Source organism: Streptomyces sp. M41 (assembly GCF_043673425.1).
GTDB lineage: Bacteria > Actinomycetota > Actinomycetes > Streptomycetales > Streptomycetaceae > Streptomyces.
In genome coordinates, this window is sequence record NZ_JBIMKE010000026.1 from 32,916 (window position 1) to 51,502 (window position 18,587).

The window sequence follows — 18,587 nt, forward strand, 5'->3', positions numbered from 1 at the left end:
GCCTCGGAAGTGGCAGTAAATCGAGGGTCCACGGCAGTCCTGCCACTGTTCGTAAGGAGTGTCCGGCGCGACAGTGGTGTCATGAATACGGAACAGACACAGACACTGCTCGCCATGCTCGTCGTCGCCGGCATGTTCGTCCTCCTGGTCCTCCCGTCAGTGATCGGGATCGTGCACGACCGGCGCATCGACCGTCAGATCAGGGAGGCCCAGGAGGCCCGCAAGGCGGCGGAGGACGCCGCCTCGGCCCAGCAGACTCAGAAGTCCTCGTCCAGGTCGACGGTGCCCTCCACCGCCACCTGGTACGCCGACGGACGCCGCTCGAAGAAGTTGGTGAGCTCCTGAACCCCCTGCAGCTCCATGAAGGAGAAGGGGTTCTCGGAGCCGTACACCGGAGCGAAGCCGAGCCGCGTCAGACGCTGATCGGCGACACACTCCAGGTACTGCCGCATCGAGTCGGTGTTCATGCCCGGGAGGCCGTCACCGCACAGGTCGCGCGCGAACTGCAGCTCGGCCTCGACGGCCTCCCTCAGCATGTCGGTGACTTGCTGCTCGAGCTGGTCGTCGAACAGCTCCGGCTCCTCCTTGCGGACGGTGTCGACCACGTCGAAGGCGAAGGACATGTGCATCGTCTCGTCGCGGAACACCCAGTTGGTGCCGGTCGCGAGGCCGTGCAGCAGGCCCCGGCTGCGGAACCAGTAGACGTAGGCGAAGGCGCCGTAGAAGAACAGGCCCTCGATGCACGCCGCGAAGCAGATCAGGTTCAGCAGGAAGCGGCGCCGGTCGGCCTGGGTCTGCAGGCTCTCCAGCTTCTCGACCTCGTTGATCCACTTGAAGCAGAACTCGGCCTTCTCGCGGATGGACGGGATGTTCTCGACCGCGTCGAAGGCCGCCGCCCGGTCCTCCGGGTCGGGGAGGTAGGTGTCCAGCAGCGTCAGATAGAACTGGACGTGCACGGCCTCCTCGAAGAGCTGGCGCGACAGGTACAGGCGCGCCTCCGGGGAGTTGATGTGCTTGTACAGCGTCAGCACCAGGTTGTTCGCGACGATCGAGTCTCCCGTCGCGAAGAACGCGACAAGCCGGCCGATCATGTGCTGCTCGCCCTCGGACAGCTTCGCGAGGTCGGCGACGTCCGAGTGGAGGTCGACCTCCTCCACGGTCCAGGTGTTCTTGATCGCGTCCCGGTAGCGCTCGTAGAAGTCCGGGTAGCGCATGGGGCGCAGGGTCAGTTCGAAGCCCGGGTCGAGGAGATTGGCGTTACGGGTACTCATTACTGGCAGGCCTCGCAGGACTCGGGGTTTTCCAGGGAGCAGGCGACGGCGTCGGGCTCGGCGATCTGCTGGACGGGGATGGTCTTCTCGGGCTGGGCGGCCTGGCCCTGGGCGGCGCGGGCGATACGGGTCGCCGGGCGCGAGCGCAGGTAGTACGTCGTCTTCAGGCCGGACTTCCAGGCGTAGGCGTACATCGAGGAGAGCTTGCCGATGGTCGGCGTCTCCAGGAACAGGTTCAGGGATTGCGACTGGTCCAGGAACGGGGTCCGCGCCGCCGCCATGTCGATCAGACCCCGCTGCGGGATCTCCCACGCCGTGCGGTACAGCGCCCGTACGTCGGCCGGGATCCAGGCGAAGTCCTGTACCGAGCCGTTGGCCTCGCGCAGCGCCTCACGAGTGCGGGCGTCCCAGACACCCAGGGCCTTCAGCTCGTCGACCAGGTAGGAGTTGACCTGGAGGAACTCGCCCGACAGCGTCTCGCGCTTGAACAGGTTGGAGACCTGCGGCTCGATGCACTCGTAGACGCCGGCGATGGACGCGATGGTGGCAGTGGGGGCGATGGCCAGCAGCAGGGAGTTGCGCAGTCCGGTGGTGGCGATACGGCTGCGCAGGGCGTCCCAGCGCTCGGGCCAGGTGAGCTCGACGCCGTAGTGGTCGGGATGCAGCACACCCTGCGCCGTGCGGGTCTTCTCCCAGGCCGGCAGCGGGCCGCTGCGCTCGGCGAGGTCGGCGGACGCCTCGTACGCGGCGAGCATGATGCGCTCGGCGATGCGCGTGGACAGGGCGCGTGCCTCGGGAGAGTCGAAGGGCAGCCGCAGCTTGAAGAAGACGTCCTGGAGGCCCATCGCGCCCAGGCCCACCGGGCGCCACTTGGCGTTGGACCGGCCCGCCTGCTCGGTCGGGTAGAAGTTGATGTCGACGACCCGGTCGAGGAAGGTGACGGCCGTGCGGACGGTCTCGTCCAGGCGCTCCCAGTCGATGTCCCCGTCGACCCCGTCGGCCCCGGTGTTCACGAAGGCACCGAGGTTGACCGAACCCAGGTTGCAGACCGCCGTCTCCCCGTCGTCGGTGACCTCCAGGATCTCCGTGCAGAGGTTGGAGGAGTGCACGACATGGCCGGGCAGGGCCGTCTGGTTGGCGGTGCGGTTGGCGGCGTCCTTGTAGGTCATCCAGCCGTTGCCGGTCTGCGCGAGGGTGCGCATCATCCGGCCGTACAGGTCACGGGCCGGGAGGGTCTTGCGCGCGAGGCCCTGCTCCTCGGCCTTGCGGTAGGCCGCCTCGAACTCCTCGCCCCACAGGTCGACCAGCTCGGGCACGTCGGCGGGGGAGAACAGGCTCCACTGCGCGTCCGCGTTGACCCGGCGCATGAACTCGTCCGGGATCCAGTGCGCGAGGTTCAGGTTGTGCGTACGGCGGGCGTCCTCACCGGTGTTGTCGCGCAGCTCCAGGAACTCCTCGATGTCGGAGTGCCAGGTCTCCAGGTACACCGCGGCGGCACCCTTGCGCCGGCCGCCCTGGTTCACGGCGGCCACCGAGGCGTCGAGGGTCTTCAGGAACGGGACGATGCCGTTGGAGTGCCCGTTGGTGCCGCGGATCAGCGAACCCCGGGAGCGGATGCGGGAGTACGAGAGTCCGATGCCGCCGGCGTGCTTGGAGAGGCGGGCGACCTGGTGGTAGCGGTCGTAGATGGAGTCCAGCTCGTCCTTGGGGGAGTCCAGGAGGTAGCAGGACGACATCTGGGGGTGCCGGGTGCCGGAGTTGAAGAGGGTGGGGGAGGAGGGCAGGTAGTCGAGGCGGCTCATGAGCCCGTAGAGCGCGGCGACTTCGTCCACCGACCGGAGGGTGTCGTCCTCCGCCAAGCCCGCGGCGACGCGCAGCATGAAGTGCTGGGGCGTCTCGACGACCTTGCGGGTGATGGGGTGCCGGAGCAGATACCGGCTGTGCAGGGTGCGCAGGCCGAAGTAGCCGAAGCGGTCGTCGGCGGCGGGGTCGATGAGCGCGTCGAGGCGGGCGGCGTGCATCGTCACGAACTGTGCGGTGCGGTCGGCGATGAGGCCCTCGCGGTGTCCGACCGTGACCGATTCCGTGAAGGAGGTGACGCCCTGCGAGGCGGCCTCGGCGGCGATGCCGATGGTCAGCAGACGGGCGGCGAGCCTGCTGTAGGCGGGGTCCTCGGAGATCAGTCCGGCCGCCGCCTCGGTGGCCAGCTCGCGCAGCTCCGACTCGTCGGCCCGGGCGGACCGGCCGCGCAGCGCGGCGGCGGCGACCCGGCCGGGGTCGGCGTCGGGGAGGTCGGCGGTCAGCTCGGTCAGGGTCCGCAGCAGCGCGGCACCGGGACCGTCGTTCTCCTGCTCGACCGCTGCTGAAGCCGGTTCGGCTGGCGCGATGGTCACGTGGGGCTCTCCCTCGCTCGGCACGGGGGCCTTGCGGAGGGCAGGGGGCAGCACACGAGCGCACGGGGCGTCGCGTCCACCGGCCCATTCCACGAGGCCCGGACGTCAGGGCGCACCGACCGGGTGGCCGGGCGCGCTGTCGGCAGGTCCTCGGACTGACTCCTGTGCGGGACGCTGTTGGGAACAGACATGCACAAGTACACCGTTGCGGGACAGTTCCGGATTCGCACCGGATTCCCCTGCGGCGACAGCGAGCATGAGCATACATCTTGTGCCGGGCTGTCGTGTCACCCCCAGATGTAGTGTCTCGCTGGTTTCAGAGCGTCAACTCATGGGCGAGGAGAGTGATGCCGGGCCCGGGGCACCCGAGCGCACGACAGCGGGCCGCCGAGGGTCGTGCCCTCGGCGGCCCGCTGTGGGTGGGGGCCGGCGCCCTTCGGAGCCGGCCGATCCGAACGACAGGCCCTAGTGCGAGCTTCCCGCCGTGGCGGGCGGCAGCTCCACCTGGACGCCGGGGTCGCCCGCGTCCGCCGTGTAGTCCTCGGGCTTCGTCTCGTCGATGCCCTCCGGAGCCTTGGCGGCCTTCAGGACGAACGTCAGGACCACCGTGACGACGACGTTGAGCACGAACGCCGTCAGACCGATGTAGCCGATCTCACCGATGCCGGGGATCTCCTTGGCCGAGCCGCCGAAGTGCTTCTGCGTCGGCGAGGCGACACCGTACGCGGCGACCGTGCCGTAGATCATGCCGACCGCCCAGCCGGCCAGCAGGGCCCAGCGATGGAACCAGCGGGTGAACAGGCCGCCGACCAGGGCCGGGAAGGTCTGGAGGATCCAGATGCCGCCCAGGAGCTGGAAGTTGATGGCGACCGTCTTGTCCATGGTGAGCACGAAGGCCAGCGCGCCCACCTTCACCAGCAGGGAGACCAGCTTGGAGACCTTGGTCTCCTGCGCGGGTGTCGCGTCCGGCTTGATGAAGTCCTTGTAGATGTTGCGGGTGAAGAGATTCGCCGCCGCGATCGACATGATGGCCGCCGGCACCAGGGCGCCGATGCCGATCGCCGCGAAGGCCACGCCCGCGAACCAGTCCGGGAACATCGTCTCGAACAGCTGCGGGATCGCCAGCTGGCCGTTCTGCACCTTGATGCCGGCCGCGATCGCCATGAAACCGAGCAGCGCCAGCAGGCCCAGCATCAGGGAGTACAGCGGCAGGATCGTGGTGTTGCGGCGGATCACCTCACGGCTGCGGGAGGACAGCGTCGCGGTGATGGAGTGCGGGTACATGAACAGCGCGAGCGCGGAGCCCAGCGCCAGTGTGGCGTACGTCCACTGGCCCGCCTCGGCCGGGACCAGCGCGCCGCGGGGCGCGCCCGTGGCCGGGTTCGTCTGGCTGTACGCCTCGCCCGCCTTGGCGAAGATCTCGTCGAAGCCGCCGAGCTTGATAGGGATGTAGATGATCGCCACCGCGATGACGATGTAGATCAGCGTGTCCTTCACGAACGCGATCAGGGCGGGGGCCCGCAGGCCCGAGGAGTAGGTGTACGCGGCCAGCACACCGAAGGCGATGAGCAGCGGCAGGTCCTTGATGAACCAGTTCGTGTTCTCCCCGCCGCCGACGCCCATCACGTCCAGCACGGCCTGGATGCCGACGAGCTGGAGCGCGATGTACGGCATCGTCGCCAGGATGCCGGTCAGCGCCACCGCCAGCGACAGGCCCTTGGAGCCGAAGCGCCCGCGCACGAAGTCCGAGGTCGTGACATATCCGTGCTTGTGCGAGACCGACCACAGGCGGGGCAGGAACGTGAAGATCAGGGGGTAGACCAGGATCGTGTACGGCACCGCGAAGAAGCCCGCAGCCCCGGCCGCGTAGATCGCCGCGGGGACCGCCACGAAGGTGTACGCCGTGTACAGGTCGCCGCCGAGCAGGAACCAGGTGACCCAGGTGCCGAACGACCGGCCGCCCAGGCCCCATTCGTCGAGGCTGTGCTCGTTCTCGGCCTTGCGCCAGCGCGCGGCCAGGAAGCCCATGACCGTGACGAGCAGGAAGAAGAAGATGAAGACGGCGAGTGCCACGCCGTTCACGCCGTCCTTCACTTCGACGCACCGCCCTTCCGGGACGCGCGGGAGCGCTGGTCACGCTGCCACAACTTGTAGGCGACCATCGTCAGCAGCGTGGAGAGAAGGACCCACAGCATCTGGTACCAGTAGAAGAACGGGATGCCGGCGAGCTCCGGGTCGGCCTTGGCGTACGAACCCACCCACAGCATCGCCACGAAGGGCGCGCCGAGACAGAGCGCGATGACGACCCGCACGGGCGTCACCGTCCCTCTGTTCACTTCTGGGGCATCTGACATCTGACGGCTCCGTCCCCTCGCTGATCACCTGAGAAACGCCCGGGCAATCTAGGTGACGGTGCAACTACAGCGGAAGACCCTGTCCGCATATCGGATGTGGAGGATTGGTGTGCACGACAGCCGGCCGGCGTCGGCGCCCTCAGCGGCAGCTGAACCCTGGTGCGGGTACGCCTCCGGACGGCGACGGTCCGGGCGTTCTCGGTGCGCATCGGGGGTCCTCCCGTCCATGCGGCGACGAACGTAGAGCAGCAAGGGCGGATGCGCTACACCACCCGCACCACCTGACAGCTCTTAATCCCGGGGTCGCTTGAGCCGCGCGACGAACTTGTACCGGTCGCCCCGGTAGACCGACCGCACCCACTCCACCGGCTGCCCGTCCCGGTCCAGCGAGTGGCGGGACAGCATCAGCATGGGAAGGCCCACATCGGTGCCGAGCAGGCCGGCCTCGCGCGGGGTGGCCAGGGAGGTCTCGATGGTCTCCTCGGCCTCGGCGAGATGGACGTCGTAGACCTCGGCGAGCGCGGTGTAGAGGGAGGTGTACTTGACCAGGGACCTGCGCAGGGCGGGGAAGCGCTTGGCCGAGAGGTGGGTGGTCTCGATGGCCATCGGCTCGCCGTTCGCCATGCGCAGCCGCTCGATGCGCAGCACCCGGCCGCCGGCGGTGATGTCGAGCAGATCGGCGAGGCGGTCGTCGGCGGTGATGTAGCCGATGTCGAGGAGCTGCGAGGTGGGCTCGAGGCCCTGGGCGCGCATGTCCTCGGTGTACGAGGTGAGTTGCAGCGCCTGCGAGACCTTCGGCTTGGCCACGAACGTGCCCTTGCCCTGGATGCGTTCCAGGCGGCCCTCGACGACCAGTTCCTGGAGCGCCTGGCGCACGGTGGTGCGGGAGGTGTCGAACTCGGCGGCCAGCGTGCGCTCGGGCGGGACCGGGGTACCGGGCGCCTGGGTCTCCGTCATGTCGAGGAGGTGCTTCTTCAGGCGGTAGTACTTGGGCACGCGGGCGGTACGGACGGTGGTGCCGTTCTCGTTCTCCGCACTGCTGACGTCGGTGCTCATGGCCTGCCTTCCCGGCTCCGGATGCGGATCACATCGTGATCCCCTCTGTATACCGTCGCCACCTCTTTTGGTCTAGTCCACAGCCTCAAGTGGTCTAGCGGACGAGAGTACTCCGGCCGCGCTGTTTTCGCTGCCTTCTTACTTAAAGGTTCCTGCATATGTAGGTCGCATAACGGCTGGTCGGAGCCCATTCGAGCACCCTTGACACCCTTTCTGGTCTGGTCCAAGCTCCCCGTACTGGTCTACACCATTGGTCCAGGTCCCGGCCCAACGCTCGTGCGGGGAGGCAGGGGGGTTTGTGGCATCCCTGAGGAGGGTGGCGTGAAGCGCAAGCTGATATCCGCGATCGGTGTCGCGGGCATGATGATCTCCCTGGCGGCGTGCGGGGGCGACGGCGGCGACGGCGACAAGGCCGGGGCGGACGGGTACGCGGGCGAGACGCTCACGGTGTGGGTGATGGACGGCTCCTCGCCCGACCAGTGGCAGAAGGACGTCACCGCGGCCTTCGAGAAGAAGACCAAGGCGAAGGTCGAGTTCAAGATCCAGCAGTGGAACGGCATCCAGCAGAAGCTGACCACCGCCCTGTCCGAGGAGAACCCGCCGGACGTCTTCGAGATCGGCAACACCCAGACCCCGGCCTACGCCAAGACCGGTGGCCTCGCCGACCTCGCCGACCTCAAGAACGAGATCGGCGGCGAGTGGACCGCGTCCCTCAACGAGTCCTCCATCTTCGAGGGCAAGCAGTACGCCGCCCCCTGGTACTTCGCCAACCGCGTCGTCCTCTACAACAAGAAGGTCTGGGCCGAGGCCGGCATCAAGGACACCCCCAAGACCCGCGACGAGTTCTACGCCGACCTCAAGCAGATCGGCGAGAAGACCGACGCCGAGCCCATCTACCTGCCGGGCCAGAACTGGTACCACTTCGTGGGCCTCACCATCGGTGAGGGCGTCCAGCTGGTGAAGGAGGAGAACGGCAGGTACGTCTCCAACCTCGCCGACCCCAAGGTCGCCGCGGCCATGGAGACGTACAAGAAGTTCCAGTCGCTGTCCAAGGCGCCCAAGGACAAGGACGAGGCCACCCCGCAGCAGGGCGAGGTCTTCGGCAAGGGCGATGTCGGCGCGTTCATCGGCATGGGCTGGGAAGCCGGCATCGCCATCAAGGCCAACCCGAAGATCGAGAAGGAGATCGGCTACTTCACCATCCCGGGAGCCACGGCCGACAAGCCCGAGGGTGTCTTCCTCGGCGGCTCCAACCTCGCGGTCGCCGCGGGCAGCAAGAAGCAGGAGCTGGCCAAGGAGTTCCTGAAGATCGCGCTGAGCGACAAGTACGAGGGCCAGCTGGCCAAGCTCAACGGCGTCATCCCGAACAAGGAGGCCCTGCAGACCAACCTGAAGGGCAACGCCGTCGCCGAGGCCGCCGCGCCGGCCGCCGCGGGCGGTGGCACCACGCCGCTGATACCGGAGTGGGCCGCCGTGGAGAACGCGCCCAATCCGGTCAAGACGTACATGACCGCCGTGCTGAACGGCAAGTCGCCGGCCGAGGCCGCCAAGCAGGTCGAGGACGACTTCAACAAGCGTCTGGCCCAGCAGCAGTAACGGCACCGGTGTGCACGCCGGGGCGGGGGAAGCGCATGACACCCCCCGCCCCGGCGACCGTACGCGGGCCCACGACGTAGGTCGAGAAGAGAGAGCGCGAGCATGACCGTGCAGACCGAACGGCCGCCCTCCGGTCCGGTGGACGTGGCCAAAAGGGACAAGAGCGGGTCCGCCCGGCCGGGGCCCCGAGCCGCGTCGCGCGCCGGCGCGCTCACCCCCTACCTCCTGCTGCTGCCGGCCTGCGCGGCCACCGTGCTGCTGCTCGGCTGGCCGCTGGTCAAGGACGTCCTGCTGTCGTTCCAGAACCTCAACATGGCGCAGCTGATCCAGCACGTCACCGAGTGGAACGGCATCGACAACTACAAGCAGGTCCTCACCGGCGAGGACTTCTGGCGCGTCACCCTGCGCTCGATCCTGTTCACGGCGGTCAACGTCGCCCTGATCATGATCTTCGGCGCGCTGGTCGGCCTGCTGCTCGCCCGCCTCGGCAGACGGATGCGGGTCATGCTGCTGCTCGGGCTGGTGCTGGCCTGGGCGATGCCCGTGGTCGCCGCGAGCACCGTCTACCAGTGGCTGTTCGCGCAGCGCTTCGGCGTCGTCAACTGGGTGCTGGACAAGCTGGGCTGGCACTCCATGGCCGACTACAGCTGGACCAGCAGCCAGATGTCGACGTTCTTCGTGGTCACGCTGCTGATCGTGTGGATGTCGATCCCGTTCGTCGCGATCAACCTCTACGCGGCCACGACCACCATCCCGGACGAGCTGTACGAGGCGGCGGCGCTGGACGGGGCGGGCGTGTGGAAGAGCTTCACCACGGTGACACTCCCCTTCCTGCGCCCCTTCCTCTACGCCACGACCTTCCTGGAGATCATCTGGGTCTTCAAGGCGTTCGTGCAGGTCTTCACCATCAACGGCGGCGGCCCCGACCGGCTCACCGAGATCCTGCCCGTCTACGCCTACATCGAGGGCGTCGGCAACCAGCACTACGGCATGGGCGCGGCGATCGCCGTCCTGACCATCCTGATCCTGCTCGGCCTGACCGCGTACTACCTCAGGATCGTGCTCAAGCAAGAGGAGGACGAGCTGTGAAGCGCTCGCTCTTCGGCCGCCTGTGGCCCAACGTCACGGCCGTCGTTCTGTTCATCGGCTTCGTCTTCCCCGTGTACTGGATGTTCTCCACGGCCTTCAAGCCGACCGGCGACATCATCTCGGAGAACCCGGTGTGGTTCCCGACCGACTTCACCTTCGAGCACTTCAAGCGGGCGACCGGAGTCGACCACTTCTGGACGTACGTCACCAACTCCCTGATCGTGACGCTCTGCGCGGTCGGCTTCGCCCTGGTCATCGCGCTGGCGGGCTCCTTCGCCCTGGCCCGGATGCGGTTCAGGGGGCGGCGCGGCTTCGTCATCGGCTTCATGATGGCCCAGATGGCCCCCTGGGAGGTCATGATCATCGCGATGTACATGATCGTCCGGGACGCGTCGATGCTGAACAGCCTGCTGCCGCTGACGGTCTTCTACATGATGATGATCCTGCCCTTCACCATCCTGACCCTGCGCGGCTTCGTCGCCGCGGTGCCCCGGGAGCTGGAGGAGGCCGCCATGGTCGACGGCTGCACCCGCGCCCAGGCCTTCCGCAAGGTCATCCTGCCGCTGCTGGCACCGGGCCTGATGTCCACCTCGCTGTTCGGCTTCATCACCGCATGGAATGAATTCCCCCTGGTACTGGTGCTGAACAAGGAGGCGGAGGCGCAGACCCTGCCACTGTGGCTGTCCAGCTTCCAGACCGCCTTCGGCAACGACTGGGGCGCGACGATGGCGGCGTCCTCCCTCTTCGCCATCCCGATCCTGATCCTCTTCGTCTTCCTGCAGCGCAAGGCTGTCAGCGGCCTGACGGCCGGCGCCGTGAAGGGATAACGCCACCCGATGACGACATTCGCCAGCGACACCAGTGCATCGAACTCGGGAAACGACGGCCTCGCGCGCGACGCGCTGACGGTGCTCCAGCCCGGCTTCACCGGCACCACCGCCCCCGACTGGCTGCTGCGCCGCCTCGACGAGGGCCTCGCCTCCGTCGGCCTGTTCGGCCGCAACATCGCCTCGCCCGAGCAACTGTCCGCGCTGACCGCGCAGTTGCGTGCCGAGCGGGACGACGTGCTGGTCGCGATCGACGAGGAGGGGGGTGATGTGACGAGGCTGGAGGTGCGGACCGGCTCCAGCTTCCCCGGCAACCACGCCCTGGGCGCGGTGGACGACGTGGAGCTGACCCGGCAGGTGGCCTTCGAGCTGGGCCGGCGCCTCGCCGCCTGCGGGGTGAACCTCAACTGGGCTCCGTCGGCGGACGTCAACTCCAACCCCTCCAACCCGGTGATCGGCGTGCGCTCCTTCGGCGCCGACACCGCCCTGGTCGCCCGCCACACCGCGGCCTATGTCACCGGCCTCCAGGCGGCGGGCGTCGCGGCCTGCACCAAGCACTTCCCGGGCCACGGCGACACGGCGGTCGACTCCCACCACGCCATGCCCCGCATCGACGCGGACACCTCGACACTCGCGGAGCGCGAACTCAGCCCCTTTCGCGCGGCGATCGCCGCCGGCACCAGGGCGGTGATGAGCGCCCACATCCTCGTCCCCGCCCTGGACCCCGACCGCCCGGCGACACTCTCCCGGCCGGTCCTGACCGACCTCCTGCGCGGCGAACTCGGCTACACCGGCCTGATCGTCACCGACGGCATGGAGATGCAGGCCATCGCCGCGACCTACGGCATCGAACGCGGCAGCGTCCTTGCCATCGCGGCCGGCGCCGACGCGATCTGCGTGGGCGGCGGCCTCGCCGACGACGAGACGGTACGGCGACTGCGCGACGCCCTCGTCAAGGCGGTCCGGGCCGGCGAACTCCCCGAGGAGCGGCTGGCCGACGCGGCGCAACGAGTGCGCGAGCTGGCCCGCTGGACCGCCACCGAGGCCAAGGCGGAGACCGAGCCCCGGCCGGACATCGGCCTCGTCGCGGCCCGCCGCGCGCTGCGGACCACTGACAGCACGGACAGCACGGAGGGCTTCGGCCCGCTCACCGAGGCCCCCTTTGTCGCCGCCTTCACTCCGGTCGCGAACATCGCCGTCGGCGACGAGACGCCATGGGGCGTGGCGGTGGAGCTCACCCGACTGCTGCCCGGGACCGAGACGGGCAGCTTCGCCGGGCAGGACGCGGCAGCGCAGGCGCTTCAGGCGGCGGGGAAACGGCGGATCGTGGCAGTGGTCCGCGACGAACACCGCCACCCCTGGATGGCAGCGGCACTCGACACCCTGCTGCGGTCCCGCCCGGACACCATCGTGGTCGAGATGGGCGTCCCCCAGGCCCCACCCCGCGGCGCCCTGCACATCGCCACGAACGGCGCCGCCCGTGTGTGCGGACGTGCGGCGGCGGAGATCATCGCGGGCGAGTAGCGGCTACGACGACGAAGGCGCCGGTTCCCACGCAGGAACCGGCGCCTTCGACGCTCTCCGGGGAGCCGATCTCGGCCCTTCCCGGCCCGTCCTGTCCCGGCCCTTCCTGGCCCGTCCCTAAATCCCCTGCCAGTCCGGCTTGTTGGCATAGGTGTGCCGGAAGTAGTCCGCGAGCTTCAGCTTGGACGCCGCCCCCTCGTCCACGACGACCGTGGCGTGCGGGTGCAGTTGCAGCGCCGAGGCCGGGCAGACCGCAGCGACCGGCCCCTCGACGGTGGCGGCGACCGCGTCCGCCTTGCCCTCACCGGTGGCCAGCAGAACCAGGTGCCGTGCCTCCAGGATCGTCCCGATCCCCTGGGTGATGACGTGATGCGGCACCTGCTCGATGTCCCCGTCGAAGAACCGCGCGTTGTCGACCCGTGTCTGCTCGGTCAGCGTCTTGATCCGGGTCCGGGAGGCCAGTGACGAGCACGGCTCGTTGAACCCGATGTGTCCGTCCGTCCCGATCCCGAGCAACTGGAGATCGACGCCCCCCGCCGCGGCGAGCGCCGCGTCATACGCCTCGCAGGCCCCCTGCACATCCTCGGCCGTACCGTCGGGCCCCATGAACGCGTCCATCCCGATCCCGAGGGGCTCCAGCACCTCACGCCGCAGCACCGACCGGTAAGACTCCAGGTGCTCGGCGGGCAGCCCCACATATTCGTCGAGCTGCGCGATCCGAGCGCGCGAGGCGTCCACGGCACCGGAAGCCACCTTGGCCGTGAGCGCCGTGTAGACGGGCAGCGGAGTCGACCCGGTGGCCACGCCGAGCACGGCGTCGGGCTTGCGCCTGAGCAGCTGCGCCATGGCTTCGGCTATCAGCTCGCCACCCGCCTTGGCGTCCGGAACGATGACAACTTCCACGCTGGCCTGCCGATCTGAAGAGGGACTCGAAGGGCACCCTGAAGGGGCATGTGGTTTAGACCAATCTAACAGAGCGGGCCTTCGGGGCCCAGGCGAAGGAACGGGTTGCCGGCGATTGAGCGGGGGACGAAGGAGCGGGTTGCCGGCGGCTCCGCAGGGGGTTGGCGGGCGTTTCTGCGGGCGTCGGCGGAGGGCGACCTGCGGGCGTCGGGAGAGGGCGAAACCTGCGGACGGGCAGGGGGAGAGAGCTGGGGGCGCGCCATGGCTCGGAGGGGGGAGGGGACGGGAGAAGAGGGGACGGCAGGGGGCGAGGTGAGGGGAGGGGAGGGAGAGGTCGGCGCCGGTGGCAGGGGACGGCGCCGGCGGCAGAGGAGCCGGGCGCCCGGGAATCGTGGGCGGGCGTCATCCCCTGTTCGGGAGTGGAATGGAGCTGTGCGTCCAAAGCACCAGCGGCGACCGGCGACCGGCGACCGGCGACCGACGACGAGCCACCGGTGACCGGCCGCCGACGCCCCGCCCGGCGCGACCAGCGCGAGCCACGGCGAGCGCTAGAGCAGGAAGGGCCCCATGACCACCGCCAGCACCCCGTACCCGCCCGACCCCCACGCCCCGCACAACGACCTCCCCGGCCGCATCATGGCCCGCGAGATGGCCGAACAGCCCGCCGTGCTGCGCCGGATCCTGACCCAGGGCGCCCCCGCCATCCGCAAGGTCGCCCAGGAGATCGCCGCCCGAGCCCCCCGCTTCGCCCTGCTCACCGCCCGCGGCACCTCCGACCACGCCGCGCTGTACGCCAAGTACCTGATGGAGATCCGCCTCGGCCTGCCCTGCGGTCTGACCTCGATGTCGACCACCACGGCGTACGGCGCCCGCCCCGACCTCACCGATGTCCTCGTCGTCACCGTCAGTCAGTCCGGCGGTTCCCCGGACCTCGTCGCCTCGACCCGGGCCGCCAGGCAGGCCGGTGCGATCACGCTCGCGGTGACCAACAACCCCGACTCACCGCTGGCCGCCGTCTCCGAGTACCACCTCGACATCATGGCCGGACCCGAGAGGGCCCTCCCCGCGACCAAGACCTATACGGCCTCCCTTCTCACTCTGTACCTCCTCGTCGAGGGTCTGCGCGGCGGCGACGGCGTCCCCGCCAAGGTGCTGCCGCACCAGGCCGAGCAACTGCTCGCCCGGCAGGACGAGGTCCGCGTCCTCGCCGCCCGCTACCGATTCGCCGAACGCATGGTCATCACCTCCCGTGGCTACGGCTACCCCACGGCCAAGGAAGCCGCCCTGAAGCTGATGGAGACCAGCTACATCCCGGCACTCGCCTACTCCGGCGCCGACCTCCTGCACGGCCCGCTCGCCATGGTCGACAACGTCTCCCCGGTGATCGCGGTCGTCCCCGACGGCAAGGGCGGCGAGGCGCTCCAGCCGGTGCTCGACCGACTCCGTGGCCGCGGCGCCGACCTGGTCGTCATCGGGCCCCGGCACCAGGTCGAGCGGGCCTCGGCCGGCTTCGTCCTGCCCACGGAGGAGGCCGCCGAGGAGGTGCAGCCGATCCTGGAGATCCTCCCGCTCCAGCTCCTGGCGTACGAGGTCACCATCGCCCGCGGACAGGACCCGGACGCCCCGCGCGCCTTGGCGAAGGTGACGGAGACCAGCTGAGGTCCATCGAGCCCGCCGGTCCCCTCAGGTGATCGAGCCCCCCGTCGCGTCCACCCAGCTCCCCGTGACCCACCGGCCATCCTCCGAGGCCAGGAACGCCACCACGTCCGCGACCTCGGCCGGCGTCCCGACCCCGCCCAGCGCCGATATCGCCTCTGCCCGCGCCCAGCCGCCCTCGGTGCCGTGCAGGAACTCGGCGGTGTTGTCGGTGTCGATCAGGCCCGGTGCCACGGAGTTCACCCTGATGCCCCGAGGACCCAGAACCTTGGACAGGTCCCGGGTGAGGACGTCCAGCGCGCCCTTCGTCATCGCGTACGCCATGTTCTCGGGCATCACCGCGGTCCGGGCCAGGCCCGACGAGATGTTGATGACCCGGCCGCCGTCCCGCAGTCGCGTCATGCCGTGCTTGACGATGAAGAACGGCGCCTTCACATTCACTGCGAAGACGGCGTCGTACTCCCGCTCCTCGATCTCCTCGATCGGCCGTGTGTTGCCGATCCCGGCGTTGTTCACCAACACGTCCAGCCCGTCCGCGTGCCGGTCGAACTCCTCCCACAGCGCCTCGGCGTCCCCGGGCACCCCCAGCTCGACGCCGAGGGTGAACGCCGAACCGCCCGCCGCCTCGATAGCGGCGACCGTCTCCTTCGCCGCCGCCTCGTTCCTGCCGTAGTGCACGCCGACCCGCGCACCGTCGCGTCCCAGTCGCTCCGCGATGCCGCGGCCGATCCCGCGGCTCGCCCCCGTGACGAGAACCGTCCTGCCCGCAAGCGCACCCATGCCGACGCCCCCTCTGATTTCTCTAGCGGTCGATACAAAAATGACCGTAGATCACGCGCTCGTCATTTGTCTAGCGCCCGCTATAAAATGCACTCCATGGTGAGCAACGAGACCGAGGCGAAGGCCGGGCGCACGACCAAGCCCCGCGGCCGTCCCCGCTCCTTCGATCGCGAGACCGCCCTGGAGAAGGCGATCCTCGCCTTCTGGGAGCACGGCTACGAGGCGACCTCCGTCTCCGACCTCACTCGTGTCATGGACATCGGCGCCCCGAGCCTGTACGCCGCCTTCGGCGACAAGCAGTCGCTGTTCGAGGAGGTCGTCCGCGAATACGGCGTGCGCTACGGCTCCTTCGCCGATCGCGCCCTCGCCGAGGAGATCACCGCCCGTGCCGCCGTGGCGCGGATGCTGCGCGAAGCCGCCGCCGAGTACACCGATCCCGCCCATCCGCAGGGCTGCCTGGTCGTCCATGCGGCGACCAACTGCTCGACACCCGAGGTCGAGGAGTCGCTGCGAGGGCGGCGCAATGCCAACATCGCCGCCATCCGCAGTCGGATCGACGCGGATGTCGCCGCGGGCACCCTCCCCGCCGGCACCGATTCCGCCGCGCTGGCCCGGCATGCCGGCGCGATGATCCAGGGCATGTCACAACAGGCGCGCGACGGGGCGAGCCGGGAGGAACTGGAGGCGCTCGCGGAAATTGCCATGGCCATCTGGCCCCGCACATGAACCCACACGGGTTAGGCTGCGTGGTGCATGCCAGAGCGTCCTACTGGTCACTCAGACCGGCCGGGACGCCGAGAGAAAGCATCAACGGCAAACAGCCTCCCACGCATGGACACACCAGAGTGGTCTAGTCCACAATGCGAAGGAGTGCGTAGGACAAGAACGCACCGACTTCCGTCTTCCCCGCACAGGAAGGCGGACCGAGGAACCGGAGCTCTCTGCCCTGACTGCCCCGGCTCCTCATCCTTCGGCCGACCGGGACCGCACACCCCACGGCCGATATTGCTCCGGGCTGCGGTGCCGGGAGGGTTGAGGGTCCCTCTCAGGCGCCGCGGCCCGCGGGTGTTTCTGCGACGGATTCAGCGCGGTCGGTCGAACGGCCCGATCGGCCTGATCGCTTCCCCGGTGGCTGGTTTCGAGTGATGTCCGAACCGCCAGGTACGCTCGGCCACGTGCCCTCCATGAACGAACTCGTACGCCAGCACACGGCCCTCGACGACTCCGACCTCGAGTGGCTCCATCTGCTGGTCTCGGAGTGGCAGCTGCTCTCCGACCTCTCCTTCGCCGACCTCGTTCTGTGGGTACCCACCAGTGACGGCACGCGGTATGTCTCAGTGGCACAGATGCGGCCCAACACCGGCCCCACCTCGTACCAGGACGACATGGTCGGCCATCTCGTCCCGCGTGGCCGCCGTCCGATGCTGGACGCCGCGCTCGACGAGGGCCGGATCGTGCGCGAGGGCGACCCCGAGTGGCGCGAGGAGGTGCCGGTCCGCGTCGAGTCGATCCCGGTACGACGGGACGGCCGCGTCCTGGGTGTCATCGCCCGCAACACCAACCTGCTGACGGTCCGCACCCCGAGCCGCCTGGAGCTGACCTACCTCCAGAGCGCCTCGGATCTCGCGCAGATGATCGCGGCCGGAGCGTTCCCGTTCGCCAATCAGCAAGTCGACATGGACGCCTCGCCCCGCGTCGGCGACGGCCTGATCCGCGTCGACGCCGACGGCATCGTCCAGTACGCCTCCCCGAACGCGCTGTCCGCCTACCACCGGCTCGGCCTCGCCGCCGACCTGGTCGGCCACCACCTGGGCAAGACCACGGCCGAACTCGCCCCCACCCATGGGCCGGTGGACGAGGCGCTCGCCAAGGTCGCGAGCGGGTGGGCGCCCCGCGAGTTCGAGATCGAGTCGGGTGACGGCGTCATCCAATTCCGGGCGATTCCGCTCAAACCCAAGGGCCCCCGCATCGGTTCGCTGGTCCTGCTCCGGGACGTCACCGAACTGCGCCGTCGCGAGCGCGAGTTGATCACCAAGGACGCGACCATCCGGGAGATCCACCACCGCGTCAAGAACAACCTCCAGACGGTGGCCGCCCTGCTCCGCCTCCAGGCCCGGCGTATCGAGTCCGACCGTGGTCGTGAGGCTCTCGAAGAGGCGGTGCGGCGGGTCGGCTCGATTGCGATCGTGCACGAGACGCTCTCCCAGAACCTCGACGAACGCGTGGAGTTCGACGAGATCGCCGACCGGGTCCTGGCGATGGTCGCCGAGATCTCACCGGGCAAGGTCACCGGCCGTCGCACCGGCCGCTTCGGCACCCTTGACGCCGAGGTCGCCACCCCGCTGTCGATGGTCCTGACCGAGGTCCTCCAGAACGCGCTGGAGCACGGCTTCCGCGACGGCGACGCCGGCACGGTCGAGGTCTCGGCGGTGCGCGGCGGCACGTCGAAGCAGGTCCGCCTGCTGGTCACCGTCCAGGACGACGGCGTGGGCCTGCCCGAGGACTTCGACCCGCACACCGCGGGCAACCTCGGCCTCCAGATCGTACGGACCCTGGTGGAGGGCGAGTTGGGGGGCACGTTCGACATGGTTCCCGCGCCGGAGCGGGGGACCCGGGTGATCCTCGACATTCCGGTGCGGACACCCAAGTAGCGCCGAGGCGCGCGGCCGGCCGCTGTCAACGACAGCGCCGTGGCCGCCCCTGGACAGCAAAGAGCCCCAGCCCGTTCAGGGGGCTGGGGCTCAACATGCTCGTTGCCAGCTTTTGCTGCGCATCGGGGGTACTGCGCGCTGCGGCTCGGGGGCGGGAGATGCGTACTCGCTGTACGCGCCGCCAAGCTCAGGCTGTTTTAACGGGGTGGGTGTGTCAGGCGGAGGCCTGACGGGCCCGGTTGCGGGCGGCGCGGCGCTTCATGGCGCGGCGCTCGTCCTCGCTGAGACCACCCCAGACGCCGGAGTCCTGACCGGACTCGAGCGCCCACTGCAGGCACTGCTCCATAACCGGGCAGCGACGGCAGACGGCCTTGGCTTCCTCGATCTGCAGCAGCGCAGGACCGGTGTTGCCGATGGGGAAGAAGAGCTCGGGGTCTTCCTCGCGGCAAACGGCGTTGTGACGCCAGTCCATGGCTGCTACCTCTCC

General features: G+C 69.1%; 16 protein-coding genes and 1 riboswitch. Of the genes, 8 read left to right on the forward strand and 8 right to left on the reverse strand.

The genetic code is table 11. The features are described 5' to 3' along the window. Positions 1 to 81: 81 nt before the first annotated feature. Entirely contained in the window at positions 82 to 345 is a 264-nt protein-coding gene (locus ACHBTE_RS27010; RefSeq protein WP_394726710.1) for a hypothetical protein, read from the forward strand. Here the strand turns inward: ACHBTE_RS27010 and ACHBTE_RS27015 are convergent. From ACHBTE_RS27015 to ACHBTE_RS27035, 5 genes are all read right to left on the reverse strand, one after another. Then, positions 258 to 1,271 carry a ribonucleotide-diphosphate reductase subunit beta gene (locus tag ACHBTE_RS27015; RefSeq protein WP_394726711.1) on the reverse strand — a complete coding sequence of 338 codons (1,014 nt, stop codon included), beginning with the start codon at positions 1,269 to 1,271 and terminating at the stop codon, positions 258 to 260. The two genes, ACHBTE_RS27010 and ACHBTE_RS27015, sit on opposite strands and share 88 nt — an antisense overlap. Beyond that, positions 1,271 to 3,664 carry a ribonucleoside-diphosphate reductase subunit alpha gene (locus ACHBTE_RS27020; protein WP_394726712.1) on the reverse strand — a complete coding sequence of 798 codons (2,394 nt, stop codon included), beginning with the start codon at positions 3,662 to 3,664 and terminating at the stop codon, positions 1,271 to 1,273. Before ACHBTE_RS27020 ends, ACHBTE_RS27015 begins: the two co-directional genes overlap by 1 nt. Before the next feature lie 145 nt (positions 3,665 to 3,809). Further along, positions 3,810 to 3,903, reverse strand: a riboswitch (cobalamin riboswitch). A 226-nt stretch (positions 3,904 to 4,129) separates the two neighbouring features. Then, positions 4,130 to 5,758 carry a monocarboxylate uptake permease MctP gene (gene mctP, locus ACHBTE_RS27025; protein WP_394726713.1) on the reverse strand — a complete coding sequence of 543 codons (1,629 nt, stop codon included), beginning with the start codon at positions 5,756 to 5,758 and terminating at the stop codon, positions 4,130 to 4,132. Further along, a complete protein-coding gene (locus tag ACHBTE_RS27030; RefSeq protein WP_394726714.1) occupies positions 5,755 to 6,018 on the reverse strand; it encodes a DUF3311 domain-containing protein in 264 nt (87 codons plus the stop codon). Before ACHBTE_RS27030 ends, mctP begins: the two co-directional genes overlap by 4 nt. Positions 6,019 to 6,309: 291 nt before the next feature. After that, positions 6,310 to 7,074: a GntR family transcriptional regulator gene (locus ACHBTE_RS27035; protein ID WP_394726715.1), complete on the reverse strand. Its 765-nt coding sequence runs from the start codon at positions 7,072 to 7,074 to the stop codon at positions 6,310 to 6,312. A gap of 321 nt (positions 7,075 to 7,395) precedes the next feature. Between ACHBTE_RS27035 and ACHBTE_RS27040 the strand changes: the two genes are divergently transcribed. The 4 genes from ACHBTE_RS27040 to ACHBTE_RS27055 all read left to right on the forward strand — a co-directional run bounded on the left by ACHBTE_RS27040 (position 7,396) and on the right by ACHBTE_RS27055 (position 12,110). Continuing rightward, entirely contained in the window at positions 7,396 to 8,670 is a 1,275-nt protein-coding gene (locus ACHBTE_RS27040) for an extracellular solute-binding protein (RefSeq protein WP_394726716.1), read from the forward strand. 102 nt (positions 8,671 to 8,772) lie between these two features. Next, positions 8,773 to 9,759 carry a carbohydrate ABC transporter permease gene (locus tag ACHBTE_RS27045; RefSeq protein ID WP_394726717.1) on the forward strand — a complete coding sequence of 329 codons (987 nt, stop codon included), beginning with the start codon at positions 8,773 to 8,775 and terminating at the stop codon, positions 9,757 to 9,759. After that, complete coding sequence (locus ACHBTE_RS27050) at positions 9,756 to 10,586, forward strand: carbohydrate ABC transporter permease (RefSeq protein WP_394726718.1); 831 nt, start codon at positions 9,756 to 9,758, stop codon at positions 10,584 to 10,586. Before ACHBTE_RS27045 ends, ACHBTE_RS27050 begins: the two co-directional genes overlap by 4 nt. Before the next feature lie 9 nt (positions 10,587 to 10,595). Next, positions 10,596 to 12,110 (forward strand): glycoside hydrolase family 3 protein, encoded by a 1,515-nt coding sequence (locus ACHBTE_RS27055; protein WP_394726719.1) that lies wholly within the window; start codon positions 10,596 to 10,598, stop codon positions 12,108 to 12,110. A gap of 117 nt (positions 12,111 to 12,227) precedes the next feature. Here ACHBTE_RS27055 and nagB read toward each other — a convergent pair whose 3' ends face one another. Next, positions 12,228 to 13,013 (reverse strand): glucosamine-6-phosphate deaminase, encoded by a 786-nt coding sequence (gene nagB / locus ACHBTE_RS27060; RefSeq protein ID WP_394726720.1) that lies wholly within the window; start codon positions 13,011 to 13,013, stop codon positions 12,228 to 12,230. A gap of 567 nt (positions 13,014 to 13,580) precedes the next feature. Between nagB and ACHBTE_RS27065 the strand changes: the two genes are divergently transcribed. Continuing rightward, a complete protein-coding gene (locus ACHBTE_RS27065) occupies positions 13,581 to 14,672 on the forward strand; it encodes an SIS domain-containing protein (RefSeq protein ID WP_394726721.1) in 1,092 nt (363 codons plus the stop codon). Positions 14,673 to 14,696: 24 nt separating this feature from the next. Here ACHBTE_RS27065 and ACHBTE_RS27070 read toward each other — a convergent pair whose 3' ends face one another. Next, positions 14,697 to 15,449, reverse strand: coding sequence for an SDR family oxidoreductase (locus ACHBTE_RS27070; RefSeq protein ID WP_394726722.1), 753 nt, complete (start codon positions 15,447 to 15,449; stop codon positions 14,697 to 14,699). A gap of 87 nt (positions 15,450 to 15,536) precedes the next feature. On the opposite strand from ACHBTE_RS27070, the gene ACHBTE_RS27075 reads away from it, so the two are divergent. After that, complete coding sequence (locus ACHBTE_RS27075) at positions 15,537 to 16,175, forward strand: TetR/AcrR family transcriptional regulator (RefSeq protein WP_394726723.1); 639 nt, start codon at positions 15,537 to 15,539, stop codon at positions 16,173 to 16,175. Between the two features lie 458 nt (positions 16,176 to 16,633). Continuing rightward, positions 16,634 to 18,100, forward strand: coding sequence for a sensor histidine kinase (locus ACHBTE_RS27080; RefSeq protein ID WP_394726776.1), 1,467 nt, complete (start codon positions 16,634 to 16,636; stop codon positions 18,098 to 18,100). 214 nt (positions 18,101 to 18,314) lie between these two features. Here ACHBTE_RS27080 and ACHBTE_RS27085 read toward each other — a convergent pair whose 3' ends face one another. Next, positions 18,315 to 18,572, reverse strand: coding sequence for a WhiB family transcriptional regulator (locus tag ACHBTE_RS27085; RefSeq protein WP_016639615.1), 258 nt, complete (start codon positions 18,570 to 18,572; stop codon positions 18,315 to 18,317). Between the last annotated feature and the right edge of the window lie 15 nt (positions 18,573 to 18,587).

Coding starts and splice junctions, on each gene's coding strand:
- ACHBTE_RS27010 (WP_394726710.1), top strand. CDS start 82: ATGAATACGGAACAGACACAGACACTGCTCGCCATGCTCGTCGTCGCC.
- ACHBTE_RS27015 (WP_394726711.1), bottom strand. CDS start 1,271: ATGAGTACCCGTAACGCCAATCTCCTCGACCCGGGCTTCGAACTGACC.
- ACHBTE_RS27030 (WP_394726714.1), bottom strand. CDS start 6,018: ATGTCAGATGCCCCAGAAGTGAACAGAGGGACGGTGACGCCCGTGCGG.
- ACHBTE_RS27035 (WP_394726715.1), bottom strand. CDS start 7,074: ATGAGCACCGACGTCAGCAGTGCGGAGAACGAGAACGGCACCACCGTC.
- ACHBTE_RS27045 (WP_394726717.1), top strand. CDS start 8,773: ATGACCGTGCAGACCGAACGGCCGCCCTCCGGTCCGGTGGACGTGGCC.
- ACHBTE_RS27055 (WP_394726719.1), top strand. CDS start 10,596: ATGACGACATTCGCCAGCGACACCAGTGCATCGAACTCGGGAAACGAC.
- ACHBTE_RS27065 (WP_394726721.1), top strand. CDS start 13,581: ATGACCACCGCCAGCACCCCGTACCCGCCCGACCCCCACGCCCCGCAC.
- ACHBTE_RS27070 (WP_394726722.1), bottom strand. CDS start 15,449: ATGGGTGCGCTTGCGGGCAGGACGGTTCTCGTCACGGGGGCGAGCCGC.
- ACHBTE_RS27075 (WP_394726723.1), top strand. CDS start 15,537: ATGCACTCCATGGTGAGCAACGAGACCGAGGCGAAGGCCGGGCGCACG.
- ACHBTE_RS27080 (WP_394726776.1), top strand. CDS start 16,634: ATGAACGAACTCGTACGCCAGCACACGGCCCTCGACGACTCCGACCTC.
- ACHBTE_RS27085 (WP_016639615.1), bottom strand. CDS start 18,572: ATGGACTGGCGTCACAACGCCGTTTGCCGCGAGGAAGACCCCGAGCTC.